This is a genomic window from Ralstonia sp. 25C (genome assembly GCF_051904805.1).
Taxonomy (GTDB): domain Bacteria; phylum Pseudomonadota; class Gammaproteobacteria; order Burkholderiales; family Burkholderiaceae; genus Ralstonia.
Genome location: NZ_CP196737.1, coordinates 3211233 through 3224464, shown reverse-complemented (window position 1 = coordinate 3224464; position 13232 = coordinate 3211233). Strand labels below are relative to the sequence as shown.

At 63.4% G+C, this 13232-nt stretch carries 10 protein-coding genes and 1 tRNA gene; 3 read left to right on the top strand and 8 right to left on the bottom strand.

Annotated features, from left to right (window positions below; genetic code table 11):
- Window positions 1–72: 72 nt before the first annotated feature.
- Window positions 73–1668, bottom strand: coding sequence for a DUF2957 domain-containing protein (locus ACS7SF_RS15090; protein ID WP_439890524.1), 1596 nt, complete (start codon window positions 1666–1668; stop codon window positions 73–75).
- Here ACS7SF_RS15090 and ACS7SF_RS15085 point away from each other — a divergent pair.
- Entirely contained in the window at window positions 1667–1999 is a 333-nt protein-coding gene (locus ACS7SF_RS15085) for a hypothetical protein (protein WP_439890523.1), read from the top strand. The genes ACS7SF_RS15090 and ACS7SF_RS15085 overlap by 2 nt on opposite strands.
- Window positions 2000–2379: 380 nt before the next feature.
- Here ACS7SF_RS15085 and ACS7SF_RS15080 read toward each other — a convergent pair.
- Window positions 2380–2458, bottom strand: a tRNA-Ile gene (locus ACS7SF_RS15080).
- A gap of 124 nt (window positions 2459–2582) precedes the next feature.
- Entirely contained in the window at window positions 2583–4907 is a 2325-nt protein-coding gene (gene rpoD, locus ACS7SF_RS15075) for an RNA polymerase sigma factor RpoD (RefSeq protein ID WP_439890522.1), read from the bottom strand.
- A gap of 94 nt (window positions 4908–5001) precedes the next feature.
- Here rpoD and ACS7SF_RS15070 point away from each other — a divergent pair, with 94 nt between their 5' ends.
- Window positions 5002–5280, top strand: a complete 279-nt coding sequence (locus ACS7SF_RS15070; RefSeq protein ID WP_439890521.1) for a hypothetical protein — start codon at window positions 5002–5004, stop codon at window positions 5278–5280.
- 107 nt (window positions 5281–5387) lie between these two features.
- On the opposite strand, the gene dnaG is transcribed toward ACS7SF_RS15070, so the two are convergent.
- The 3 genes from dnaG to ACS7SF_RS15055 all read right to left on the bottom strand — a co-directional run bounded on the left by dnaG (window position 5388) and on the right by ACS7SF_RS15055 (window position 9046).
- Window positions 5388–7199 (bottom strand): DNA primase, encoded by a 1812-nt coding sequence (dnaG, locus tag ACS7SF_RS15065; protein WP_439890520.1) that lies wholly within the window; start codon window positions 7197–7199, stop codon window positions 5388–5390.
- A gap of 41 nt (window positions 7200–7240) precedes the next feature.
- The gene (locus ACS7SF_RS15060) at window positions 7241–7690 is read right to left on the bottom strand and encodes a GatB/YqeY domain-containing protein (RefSeq protein WP_252684493.1); all 450 of its coding nucleotides are present in this window, start codon (window positions 7688–7690) and stop codon (window positions 7241–7243) included.
- Window positions 7691–7822: 132 nt separating this feature from the next.
- Window positions 7823–9046 carry an NAD(P)/FAD-dependent oxidoreductase gene (locus ACS7SF_RS15055; protein WP_439890519.1) on the bottom strand — a complete coding sequence of 408 codons (1224 nt, stop codon included), beginning with the start codon at window positions 9044–9046 and terminating at the stop codon, window positions 7823–7825.
- A gap of 94 nt (window positions 9047–9140) precedes the next feature.
- Between ACS7SF_RS15055 and tsaD the strand changes: the two genes are divergently transcribed.
- Window positions 9141–10184 carry a tRNA (adenosine(37)-N6)-threonylcarbamoyltransferase complex transferase subunit TsaD gene (gene tsaD, locus ACS7SF_RS15050; RefSeq protein WP_439890518.1) on the top strand — a complete coding sequence of 348 codons (1044 nt, stop codon included), beginning with the start codon at window positions 9141–9143 and terminating at the stop codon, window positions 10182–10184.
- Window positions 10185–10228: 44 nt separating this feature from the next.
- Here the strand turns inward: tsaD and folE2 are convergent, their stop codons facing one another.
- Both folE2 and dxs read right to left on the bottom strand, forming a co-directional pair.
- On the bottom strand, window positions 10229–11035 hold the full coding sequence (folE2, locus tag ACS7SF_RS15045) for a GTP cyclohydrolase FolE2 (protein WP_439890517.1): 807 nt from the start codon (window positions 11033–11035) through the stop codon (window positions 10229–10231).
- Window positions 11036–11278: 243 nt separating this feature from the next.
- A complete protein-coding gene (dxs, locus tag ACS7SF_RS15040; protein WP_439890516.1) occupies window positions 11279–13189 on the bottom strand; it encodes a 1-deoxy-D-xylulose-5-phosphate synthase in 1911 nt (636 codons plus the stop codon).
- Between the last annotated feature and the right edge of the window lie 43 nt (window positions 13190–13232).

Here is a 13232-nt window from a genome sequence, read left to right as displayed (position 1 = left end):
CATCTTGTTGTTCAGACGCGGCGGCGGGCAGGTTCCACGCACAGCCGCCGCGCACGATTGCGTTGAAGCGCCTTACTGCACGAACGCGCCCACCGTGAAGAACGGGTTGTATTTGTTGTTGTTCATGAGCATGGCGTAGACGTTGCCCACCTTGACGGCCACGCCCGTGTCGCCCGCCTTGAACAACGCCACGTTGCCGCCGGGGCCTTGCGCGTTGAAGTCGTTCTGTGCCGTCACCAGCAGCTTGCCGGGCGCGGCTTGCGTGTAGTCGAGCGAGAACTGCGCCGTCACCCGTGAGGTGAGCGGATTGATGAACGCCGCCGTGCCGTTCTGGAACAGCGTGGACGTGTAGTTGGCCGCGAGCGTGGACACGGCCGTACCATCGCTGCAATTGCCCGCAGAGGCATGGAAGAAGCCGCCGCTGTACGCACCCGACAGCTCGGGGTGATCCACGGTGGCGTTCAAGCCATTGCCGCTGGCCGGCGCGCCGCTCGGGCCGTTGTTGGTCACCACGCCACATGCAGAACCACTGGTCGCGCCGATGTACCCGCCCTTGAGCACATTGGCCGGAATGGCCGTCGCAGGCGACAGGATCGAGATGCCGATCTGGTCGTCCGCTACCGAAGCGAGCAGGTTCGCTGCATCGCTATGCGAATAGCCGACACGGATCACCACCGGCACGACCTGCCCGTTGAGCTTGCCGGCAATCAGAATCCCCTTGGCCTGGCTCGGCGCCAGTAACACCAGCGGCGACACCTGCCCCACATACGGATACGGCACGCTGGCGCTCGTCGGGTTGCTGACGAACACGTTGTCCGGCGAGCCATCGGCGTTCTGCCGCCGTGTCCACGGCGTGCCGGTCGTGTGGCAGGAATAGTCGATGCCCTCGGCCGTGCAGGTGCCGTCGGCGTTCAACGTTTGCGTCCAGTTGACGGCGTCGGGCTGCCAGCCTTGCGGGGCAGTCGTCTGATTGCCCGAGCCCGTCGGCGTGACATGCACCCCGACCTGGTTGTAGCGACCGGCCACCTGTGAGAAGTCCGTCACCGTCTCGGAGAAACCCAGGAACGGATAGAAATCAAACGTACGGGAAGGCACGGCGCCAATCACGACGCCGGGAATCGGCTGGATGCCGCCAAACTGAATGGTCGCGCCTGGTATGCCGCCCCCCACGATGCCCTGCCCCACAAACAGCATCGGCGGGTCTTGCGGGTTGACGGTGATGGCATAGCTGTTGTCGTCCGTCTTGCCCGACTGCAGCACAAACGCACAGCGGCTCTGTTCAGGCGTCGGAAGGTTCGTCGGATGGGCGAACGCGCCGTTGATCGTCAGCCCCTTGCGGGTCGTGTTCACCTGCCCCGCCGAGGTCGGCACCGACGACTCGATGAACTGCATCTGATACGTGTTCTTGCTCGTATCGAACTTGACCTTGATGTATTCGCCGCTGCCCGAACCGCCCGTGTAGGTGGTCGAGTAATCCAGCGACGCAGGGCACAACGTGCTCTGCGTCGTGGGCGAGGTATTGGCACCGCTGGGCGGACACGAACTGCCCGAACACTGCGCCACATCCGACGCGCCCGGGTCATCGGCTCCTCCGCACCCGCCAATGAAGGGCATGGCCAGTATGCAACTGATTGCCATGACAACAAACAAATGACGTTGACTCCCCATGGTTTCCTCCTTGGGTTTTAAAACGTGTTGTGACGTGCTGTGTTTCGTGCCGGAGAACACCGGCCATATCCCCGCCCGCCGCGTACGACGGCCGGCAGCGCACGACCTGCTCTGTCAGCAGATCGATTTAAAAATCAGCAAAAGCAAGGAACGCGTTTGCTCCGCGTGCCACTGGCGCAGCACACGACTCGGCAAGCGCCGAGGCAAAAAGCAATATCTGGGAAAACCGCCGCTAACGCGACAAATCGGCCGCGCAGTAATAACGATGGCGATGACGCGCGTGGGCACGCGCACAAGCGGAATGCTGGAAGGGCCCGTTTTGAATGCGTAACATCCTATGTCTCCGAAGGGTACGCGACTGCCTATTGACTTATCGTTGTGTGCGCAACTATGGGCCGCACAGACTATGAAGTAAATAGAGATTTCATTCAAAACAATGTCGGCGATCGCCCATACAAGCAGACATGGCGCGGTTCGGTGGTATTTCAAACGAGGGAATGAAATCGTTTCGTTTGAAGTGTTTTAAACCCATCCCCTGAGTGTGGGGAGAATGTCTGGGCACGCCGACAATTAACCGAAGAATCCCAATCCGGATATTGTTGCGATGCGCATTTCCGTAGCAAAAAACGATCCCGGGATCAAAACGCACAAAACAAAATCGCCGGACAAACCGGCGCATTGCAATCGCGACAATAAGGAGGAGGGAAAGCGTGGTGGGCCCCCCGGGAGTCGAACCCGGCACCAACGGATTATGAGTCCGCTGCTCTAACCAAGCATGAGCTAGAGGCCCAGAGAGCGGCGCCCTGAAGGAACTACAGCGGGCGACCGACAAAAAATTGACCCGGCGGATTAGGCCGGGCCATGTGCGTGATTTTAACCGAAAGTGGGCGCGAGCCCACTCCGAAAATCCCGCTTTAGCTACCTTCCAAGAAGCTCTTCAGCTTGTCCGAGCGGCTCGGATGACGCAGCTTGCGCAGTGCCTTCGCTTCGATCTGGCGGATACGCTCACGCGTCACGTCGAACTGCTTGCCGACTTCTTCCAGCGTGTGGTCGGTGCTCATTTCGATACCGAAACGCATGCGCAGCACCTTGGCTTCGCGCGGCGTCAGCGAATCAAGCACGTCCTTCACCACGCCGCGCATGGAGCCATGCAGCGCCGCTTCAGCCGGAGCCAGCGTGTTCGTATCCTCGATGAAGTCGCCCAGATGGGAGTCGTCGTCGTCACCGATCGGCGTTTCCATGGAGATCGGCTCCTTGGCGATCTTCATGATCTTGCGGATCTTGTCTTCCGGCATCTCCATCTTCTCGGCCAGCGTTGCCGGATCCGGCTCGTTGCCGGTTTCCTGCAGGATCTGACGCGAGATGCGGTTCATCTTGTTGATCGTCTCGATCATGTGCACCGGAATACGGATGGTGCGCGCCTGGTCGGCGATCGAACGCGTGATGGCCTGACGGATCCACCACGTGGCGTACGTCGAGAACTTGTAGCCGCGACGGTATTCGAACTTGTCCACCGCCTTCATCAGGCCGATGTTGCCTTCCTGGATCAGATCGAGGAACTGCAGACCGCGGTTCGTATACTTCTTGGCAATCGAGATCACCAGACGCAGGTTGGCCTCCGTCATTTCGCGCTTGGCTTCACGGGCGCGGCGCTCGCCTTCCGACATCTTGCGGTTGACGTCCTTCAGCTCCGACAACGGCAGCACCACGCGCGCCTGCAGGTCGATCAGCTTCTGCTGCAGTTCGTGCACGGCCGGCACGTTGCGCTCGACGATCGTGCTGTACGGCTTGCCGTCGGCCACCACGGTCTCGATCCACTTGAGGTTGGTCTCGTTGCCCGGGAAGCGCGAAACGAAGTCGCCACGCGGCATGCCGCACTTGTCGACCACGATGTTCAGGATGGCGCGCTCCAGCTTGCGCACTTCGTCCACCTGGCCACGCAGCGTGTCGCACAGGCGCTCGACATTGCGTGCCGTGAAGCGGATCGTCATCAGTTCAGCCTGGATGGCTTCCTGTGCCTTCACGTAAGGCTTGGACTTGTAGCCTTCCTTCTCGAACGCACGGCGCATCTTGTCGAACTGCTCGCCAATCACGCCGAACTTGACCAGCGCAGCCTGCTTGAGCTCCTCGAGCTGACGGGCCGAAGCGGCGGCAGCGCCAGCACCTTCATCGTCCTCGTCTTCCTCTTCGTCGGCTTCCTCTTCGGCTTCTTCTTCCTCGAACTCCTCTTCTTCCTCGGCTGCAGCGGCAGCGTCGGCCTCAGCGTTCGGGTCGATCAGACCGTCGATGTACTCGTCGATCTTGGCTTCGTCGTTGGCGACGCGCTCGCCCATGGCGAGGATTTCCGAAATGGTGACCGGGCAAGCCGAGATGGCCATGACCATGTCTTTCAGGCCGGCTTCGATACGCTTGGCGATGACGATTTCGCCTTCGCGCGTCAGCAGCTCGACCGTGCCCATTTCGCGCATGTACATACGCACCGGGTCGGTCGTGCGGCCGAATTCGGAGTCAACCGTTGACAGCGCGGCTTCGGCTTCTTCTTCCGCCTCTTCTTCCGTGGTGACGGAAGGTGCGTTGTCGTTCAGGAGCAGCGTTTCGGCGTCCGGCGCCTGCTCGTACACGGCAACGCCGATGTCGTTGAGCGTGGCGACCAACGTTTCCAGCGACTCCACGTTGACCATGTCGTCGGGAAGATGGTCGTTAATTTCGGCGTAGGTCAGGTAGCCGCGCGATTTGCCCAGCTTGATCAGCGCCTTGAGCTTCTGGCGGCGAGCCTCGAGCTCTTCTTCCGAACCGCCTTGCTGCGAGGCAGCAAATTCCTTGAGCAGGGCTTTTTCCTTGGCCTTGCGGTCGCGGGCCTTCAGCTTGTCGGATTTCGGTGCCGGAGCGGCGGGGGTGTCAAATTCTTCAGTCACGTCCGTGCTGCTGTCATCGTCTGCCTGCGTCTCTGCCTTGGGCTTGCGGCCGCGCTTTTTGGGCTCGGCTGCTGCCTCGGCGCGGGGCGCAGGAGGAGTTGTGGGGGTGGCCTCTGCCTGGGCGGTGCGCTTGGTGTCTTCCGCGGTTGCCTTGGCTGGCCTGGCTGCGGTGCTGGTACGAGCGGTACCCGTCTTGGTTGCGCTTGCGCTGGCAGGGGTCTGCTTGCTCTCGACTTCGGTTGCTTTCGATTTCGCCACGGTGGTTGTCTTGCCCTTGAGTGCGACGGAAGCGGCTGTGCCGCCAGGTCTGGCGCTCGTGCTCATCGACGTCGAGACCTTGCCTGAGGTTGAAGATTGAATCGCGTCCCTTGTGCGCGCTGCCGGTTTGATGGGCTTGCTGGGCTTGGCGGCGACAGTGATGTCGGCGGACTGGCGCGGCTGGGCTTTCCCCGTTTTTGCCGGCGCAGTGGCCTTGGTTACCGCCTGCCCCACAGGTGTCCGACCATTTGCGACTTTCGCCGTTCCCGCTGTGGTCTTTCCGCCGCCGGAGCCACGCGCCGATGAGGATCGCGTGGCAGAAACAGAAGCAGGACTGGCCTTGGAACCGGCCTTCGCGGAGGTCTTCACCTTCACCATGGGCACGCTCACTCCCCCTGAAATGGGAAAAAGGTATTGCAATCCAAACCGGCTATTCTAGCACGCTAGACCATGCCGGTCTAAACGAAAATCGGGTTTTCGCCTGAAAAATCAAGGGACTACCCGCAATTGCCCGCCGCGCTTGGAACGCCTGCTGCGGCGTGTGCGCTACACGAGCCTGCGCCGGCGGCTGATCTCGCCCACCAGCCAGCGCATGCGTTCTTTATCGTCGTCGCTGGCGTGGCCGGCTTCCATCTTGCGCTGCAACATTTCCAGCTCCCGCTTGAGGGGCTCGGCCAGCATCTTCTGCACAGCGGTGTCGAACTCGGCCGTGGCCGGCTCCAGCTCGATATCGTCTTCCAATACCGCAACGCGGAGCCCGGCGAAGGCCTCGGCATAAGGCGTCTGACCAAGACGCTCGACGAAGGCGCCGAAGTGCATATCGGGACTCGCGGCATCACATTCGGCCAGCAGCCCCGCCAATACCTCACCTTGGGGCAGTTGGGGCGCTGTCAACTGGGCGCGCGCGTCCGCGTCGAGGCGAGTGGCAAGCACGGGGTAGCGCATCAGCAGCCGCAGCAGCTTCTGCTCCAGCGCAGTGGGTGCGGTGCGCGCCACACGGGGGCGCTTCTGCGTCATACGGCCGGCATGGACGGGGTCGCTGCGCAGGCCGCAGAGGGCCTCGATATCCGCAGGCGTGGTTCCGGTCATCTCGGCCAGGCCGCGCACGATCTGCAGGCGCAAGCCGCCGGACGGCATCGCGGTCAGCAGCGGCTTGGCTTCGTACTGGGCGCGGGCGCGTCCTTCGGGCTGACGCAGGTCGAGGTCTTCCGTCACGGCCTGCAGCAGGAAGCGCGACAGCGGCATCGCGTTGTGCACTTCGCGGGCAAAGGCCTCGGTGCCCTCTTCGCGCACGAAGCTGTCCGGATCGTGCTCAGACGGCAGGAACAGGAACTTGATCGTCTTGTTGTCGGTGGCGTGCGGCAGGCAGGCTTCCAGCGCGCGACGCGCGGCCCGGCGCCCAGCGGAATCCCCGTCGAACGAGAAGATGACGGTATCGACCTGCCGCAGCAGCTTCTGCACGTGGATCGGCGTGCAGGCCGTGCCCAATGTGGCCACGGCATTAGCAAACCCGAGCTGCGCGAGCGCGACGACGTCCATGTAGCCTTCCACGACCAGCACGTAGTCCAGCTCGCGGATGGCGTTGCGCGCCTCGAACAGGCCGTACAGCTCGGTGCCCTTGCTGAACAGCGGTGTCTCGGGGGAGTTGAGGTATTTGGGCTCGCCCTGCCCCAGTACCCGGCCGCCAAAGCCGATCACCACACCCTTGGTATTGCGGATCGGGAACATGATGCGATCGCGGAAGCGATCGTAGCGGCGGTGCGTACCGTCGGCGCTGGTCTTCTCGCTTTCGATGACGAGACCGGCCTCGATGAGCGGCCCGGCGGTGGCGTCCTCGCGGTACGGGCCGAATACGGCCTCGAGCGATTGCCAATCGTCAGGTGCGTAGCCGAGGCCGAAGTGCGCGGCAACCTCACCGGTCAGGCCGCGACCCTTGAGGTATTGGATGGCGTTGGGGGCGCTGCGCAACTGCTTGCGATAGTGCTCACAGGCGCGAGCCATGACGTCGCCGAGTGCGACAGTCTTGGCTTGCTGCTCGGCGCGGGCGGCGGGCGGCAGGCCGCCGCGCTCCTCCGGCACCACCATGCCGACGGACTGCGCGAGGTCCTTGATGGCCTCGACATACGACAGCCCGGAAAACTCCATCAGGAAGCCGATCGCCGAGCCGTGCGCGCCGCAGCCGAAGCAGTGATAGAACTGCTTGGTGGGCGACACCGAGAACGACGGCGACTTCTCGTTATGGAATGGGCACAGCCCCATGAAATTGGCGCCGCCCTTCTTCAATTGGACGTAGCGGCCCACCACGTCGACGATGTCGACGCGGTTGAGCAGGTCGTCAATGAACGGCTGCGGGATCACGCGGGCTGCGCCCCTTTGGGGATTGCGGGTGTAAAGGGGAATCAGGCGCCGGTCAGGGCAGCCTTCACGCGGGCCGAGACTTGCGTCATGTCAGCGCGGCCAGCCAGGGCCGGCTTGAGGATGCCCATGACCTTGCCCATGTCCTGCGGGCCGGCGGCGCCAGCCTTGGCCACGGCGTCACGCACAGCGGCGTCGACTTCGGCTTCCGACAGTTGCGCAGGCATGTAGACCTGCAACACGGCAATCTCAGCGGCTTCCTTGGCAGCCAGATCTTCGCGGCTGGCTTGCTGGAACGCGGTGATGGAGTCCTTGCGCTGCTTGATCATCTTGTCGACCACGGCCAGCACGGCGGCGTCATCCAGCTCGATGCGCTCATCCACCTCGCGCTGTTTGATGGCGGCCTGCAGCAGGCGGATCGTGCCCAGACGATCCATTTCCTTGGCGCGCATGGCGGCCTTCATGTCTTCCGTGATCTGGGCCTTCAACGACATCTGGGACATTCCGAACTCCGATAAACGGCAAAACCCGCTCAGGCGGCTGGCCCAGCGGGTTGCAAACTTGAAAAAGTGGATCGCTGATCGTAGCACAGAACCCAGGCGGCTCTTGCCTCGATCGGTGGGGGGTCAACTCGCGGAAGCAGCCTCCCCCGCCGCAACAGCCGAGGCCCAAGCCCACTGGAAGTTGTAGCCGCCGAGCCATCCCGTCACGTCGACCACCTCGCCGATGAAGTACAGGCCCGGCGCGGATTGCGCCTCCATCGTCGCGGACGACAATGCGCGCGTATCGACCCCGCCACGCGTGACTTCGGCCTTGCGATAGCCCTCACTGCCTGAGGGCGTCAGCTCCCAGCGGTTCAGTGCGCCACCGATCGCACGCAGCAACTTGTCAGACAGTTCGGCAATTGGCGCGTGCGGATTTGCGCCATGCGTGGCACACCACGCTTGCGCCACGCGCTCCGGCAGGCGCTGCGCCAGCACGGTCCCGAGTTGCTTGCGCGAACCGGACTTCTCATCGCACAGCCATTGCGCGGCGTCGGTGTCCGGCAGCAGGTCGATGGCGAGCGGCTGACCGGAATTCCAGAAGCTCGAAATCTGCAAGATGGCGGGGCCAGACAGGCCACGGTGCGTCAGCAGCAAATCTTCGCGGAAGGTCGTGGCGCCGCCCTTCTTGCCGCCCTTGCCCGCAGGCTGGGCAACCGTCACATCGACCTCCATCGACACACCGGACAGCGCCGAGAACGGCGCCCAATGTTCAGCATTGAAGGTAAGCGGCACCAGCGCCGGATGCGTCTCGACGATCTTCAGCCCGAACTGCCGCGCAATCCGATAGCCAAAATCCGTCGCGCCGATCTTGGGGATGGACAGACCGCCCGTAGCGACCACCAGCTTGCTGGCGACGATCTCGCCGGCGCTGGTCGAGAGGCGATACGCATCGCCATCCTTACCCACCTCAGCGATCGAGCAGCCTGTGCGCCAGATGACGTTGCCCTTCTCGCACTCCACTTCGAGCATGCGGATGATGTCTTCCGCGCTGTCGTCGCAGAAAAGCTGACCCTTGTGCTTCTCGTGATACGGGATGCGGTAGCTGGAGACGAGGCTGACGAAATCCTGCGCCGTGTACCGCGCCAGCGCCGAGCGGCAGAAATGCGGGTTGTTCGACAGGTAGTTGCCCGGCGCCGCATTCACGTTGGTGAAATTGCAGCGCCCGCCGCCGGAGATGCGAATTTTCTCGGCCAGCTTGGTCGCGTGGTCGATCAGCACCACGCGCGCGCCGCGCTGCCCGGCCACTGCCGCGCACATCATCCCGGCCGCGCCCGCGCCGATCACCGCTACATCGCACCGCATCATGATCGCCGCGCCGCCTCTGTCTATGCTGGAAAACCGTGCATTTTAGCTTGTGCTATCTTCGGCGCCTTCCTACGGATTTCTTCCTTCACACGCCATGCTGGTCCTCGGCATCGAATCCTCCTGTGACGAAACCGGCGTCGCCCTGTACGACACCGATGCCGGCCTGCGCGCGCACGCACTCTATTCGCAGATCGCCATGCACCGCGAATACGGCGGCGTGGTGCCCGAACTGGCCTCGCGCGATCACATCCGCCGCGTGATCCCTTTGCTGGAAGAAGTGCTCGACAAAGCCGGTGCCACGCGTGCGGACATCGACGCAATCGCCTATACAAAAGGCCCAGGGTTGGCTGGCGCGCTGCTGGTCGGCGCCTCGGTTGCGAATGCACTGGCGTTTGCACTGGGCAAGCCGCTAGTGGGCGTGCATCACCTGGAGGGGCATTTGCTCTCGCCCCTGCTGGAAGCGGATCGACCCGAGTTTCCGTTCCTGGCGCTGCTCGTTTCAGGCGGCCATACGCAGTTGATGCGCGTCGATGCCGTTGGCCAATACACGCTGCTCGGCGAAACGCTCGACGATGCCGCCGGCGAAGCCTTCGATAAGACAGCCAAGCTGCTCGGCCTCGGTTACCCCGGCGGCCCGGCCGTCTCGCGCCTGGCTGAATTCGGCAACCCGGGCGTGTTCGACCTGCCCCGGCCGATGCTGCACTCGGGCAATTTCGATTTCTCGTTCGCGGGCCTCAAGACTGCAGTGCTCACACAGGTGCGCAAGCTCAACCTGACCGACAGCGAGACCTGCGAACAACCGCGTGCCGACCTGGCCCGCGCGTTTGTCGACGCCATCGTCGAGGTGCTCGTCAAGAAGACGCTGCGTGCTGCGCGGGAGCATGGTCTCAAGCGCATCGTCGTGGCTGGCGGCGTGGGCGCCAACCGCCAGTTGCGCGACGGCCTGAACGCCGAAGGCAAGAAGCGCAGCCTGCGCGTCTACTACCCCGACCTGCAGTTCTGCACCGACAACGGCGCGATGATCGCCTTTGCCGGCGCGATGCGGCTGCAAGCCGATCCGACGCAGGTGCAGGACGGCTACGGCTACGGCGTCACGCCACGCTGGGATCTGGAAGACATCCGCATCCAGCAAGCATGAAAAAGCCGCTCGATTGAGCGGCTTTTTCTTCGGTACTGCGTCGATTACTTGTCGAGGCGCTTGTCGCGCTCGATCAGCGCATAGGCGCTGTGGTTGTGGATCGACTCGAAGTTCTCGGCTTCCAGCGTGTAGGCGACGATGCGGTCGTCCTGGTTCAGACGCATGGCGATGTCGCGCACCAGGTCTTCCACAAACTTCGGGTTTTCGTACGCACGCTCGGTCACGAACTTCTCGTCCGGACGCTTGAGCAGGCCCCACAGTTCGCACGAGGCTTCTTCTTCGGCCATGCGGATCAGCGATTCGACCGGCGTATCGGCCGCCAGCTCGGCGTCGATCGTGATGTGCGAGCGTTGGTTGTGCGCGCCGTACTGCGAGATCTTCTTCGAGCACGGGCACAGGCTCGTCACCGGCACCAGCGCCTTCACACGCACCTTGGTGTGGCCGTCGCGCACTTCGCCGATCATCGTCACTTCATAGTCCATCAGCGACTGCACGCCCGACACCGGGGCCGTCTTGCTGACGAAATACGGGAAGTGGACTTCGATGCGGCCAGCGTCGGCTTCGAGCTTTTCCAGCATCTTTTCCAGCAGGAGCTGGAATTGCGCCAGATTCAACGGCTCGCGCTCTTCTTCGAGCAGCGCGACGAAGCGCGACATGTGCGTGCCCTTCTGGTCCGCAGGCAGATGCACGTCGAGGTTGTACGTGCCGATGGTGTTCTGCACGCCCGAGGGAGTCTGGAGCGACATCGGGTAACGCACGCCGCGCACACCCACGCGTTGGATCGGGATCTGGCGGGTGTCATGGCTGGACTGCACGTCCGGCATCACGAAGGCCGGGTTCATATCGTTCATGATCGGTTTCCTTTACGGTCGCCCGGCCATCGCAGTCGGCCGGTACGCAACGAGTGTGAAACCGCGGAACCTGGCTGATGGTGACCACCCCTCAAGTGATCGAATCTGCCCATCCCGCGACTGCGCACACAATTCAGAAATAAGACTGGCGGAGTGTAAAAGAAATTTCCCACCTCTGCAGTCAACTACTCAAACCCCGAAACGCAATACGGGTGATTGAGGCGGCCTATCGCCGCAAGTGGCTCATGCAACGCGTGGTGCGGCAGCCCGTGGCTGCACGGCAAAGCGCTCGCGGATCGAAGCGAGGATGCCGTCGGCGCTCAGCCCGCATTGGGCCAGCAAGGCCGCGTGGTCGCCATGGTCAATAAAGCGGTCGGGCAGCCCCAGTTGGAGTACAGGCGTCGCCACACCAGCGGCGGCCAACGCCTCCAGGCAAGCACTGCCAGCGCCGCCCATCACGCAGCCCTCTTCCACCGTGACGACGTAATCGTGCGTGCGCGCCATTTCCAGCACGCAGGCCACATCGAGCGGCTTGACGAAACGCATGTTGACCACCGTCGCATCCAGACGCTCGGCGGCGGCCGAAGCCGGTGCCACCATCGAGCCGAACGCCAAGATCGCTACGCGCTGACCTGCCGGCGCGGTGGAGGCGCGGCGCACCTCGGCCTTGCCCAGCGGCAGCGGCTCGAGCGTCGGCTGCACTGCCACGCCGGTGCCGGCACCACGCGGGTAGCGCACGGCCGTCGGGCAATCCTGGGCAAACGCCGTGCTCAGGAGCTGGCGGCATTCGTTTTCGTCAGCCGGCGTCATCACCATCATGTTGGGGATGCAGCGCAGGTAGGCGATGTCGTAGGCGCCCGCGTGTGTGGCACCGTCCGCGCCGACCAGGCCCGCGCGGTCCAGCGCGAACACCACCGGCAGATTCTGCAGCGCCACGTCGTGGATCAACTGGTCATAGCCGCGCTGCAGGAAGGTCGAGTAAATGGCGACGACGGGCTTCAGGCCCTCGCATGCCATACCGCCGGCAAACGTGACGGCATGCTGCTCGGCAATGCCCACGTCGTAGTAGCGGTCGGGGAAGCGCTGCTCGAACTCCACCATGCCGGAGCCCTCGCGCATGGCCGGCGTGATGCCGACGAGGCGCTTGTCCGCCGCAGCCATATCGCACAGCCATTGGCCAAACACCTGGGTGTACGTCACCTTGGCCGGGCGGCCAGACGGTTTGATGCCTTCCTGCGGATTGAACTTGCCCGGGCCGTGATAGAGGATGGGGTCAGCCTCGGCCAACTTGTAGCCCTGGCCCTTCTTGGTGACCACGTGCAGGAACTGCGGCCCACCACCCTCGCGCGCGCGCTGGCGGATGTTGAGCAGCGTCGGCACGAGCGATTCGAGATCGTGCCCATCGATCGGGCCGATGTAGTTGAAGCCGAACTCCTCGAACATCGTGGCCGGCACGAACATGCCCTTGGTGTGTTCTTCGAAGCGCTTGGCGAATTCGAGCACCGGCGGCGCCACCGACAGCAGCTTCTCCACGCCCTTCTTGGTGGCCGCGTAGAACTGGCCGCTCATCAGGCGGGCGAGGTAGCGATTGAGTGCCCCCACCGGCGGCGAGATCGACATGTCGTTGTCGTTCAGCACCACGACCAGCGGCAGATCCTTATAGACGCCCGCGTTGTTCATCGCCTCGAAGGCCATGCCAGCACTCATTGCACCGTCGCCGATGACGGCAATGGCGACACGGTCTTCGCCGTTGGTCTTGGCGCCCAGGGCCATGCCCAGCGCGGCGGAAATCGACGTGGACGAGTGCGCCGTGCCGAACGTGTCATACGGGCTCTCGCTGCGGCGCGGGAAGCCGGAGATGCCGTCCAACTGGCGCAGCGAGCCCATCTGGTCACGGCGGCCGGTGAGGATCTTGTGCGGATAGCTCTGGTGGCCAACGTCCCACACGATGCGGTCTTCCGGCGTGTTGAAGACGTAGTGCAGCGCGATGGTCAGTTCGACCGTGCCCAGGTTCGACGACAAGTGGCCGCCCGTCTGCGAGACGGAATCGAGCACGAAGGCGCGCAGCTCGCTGGCCAGGGGGCCGAGCTGGCGGCGGTCCAGGCGGCGCAGGTCGGCCGGATCGTCGATGGTGTTGAGAAGTTCGTACGTCATGGTGGACCGCCGGTCAGGCGTTTTGGCAAAGACTTCTACCGTC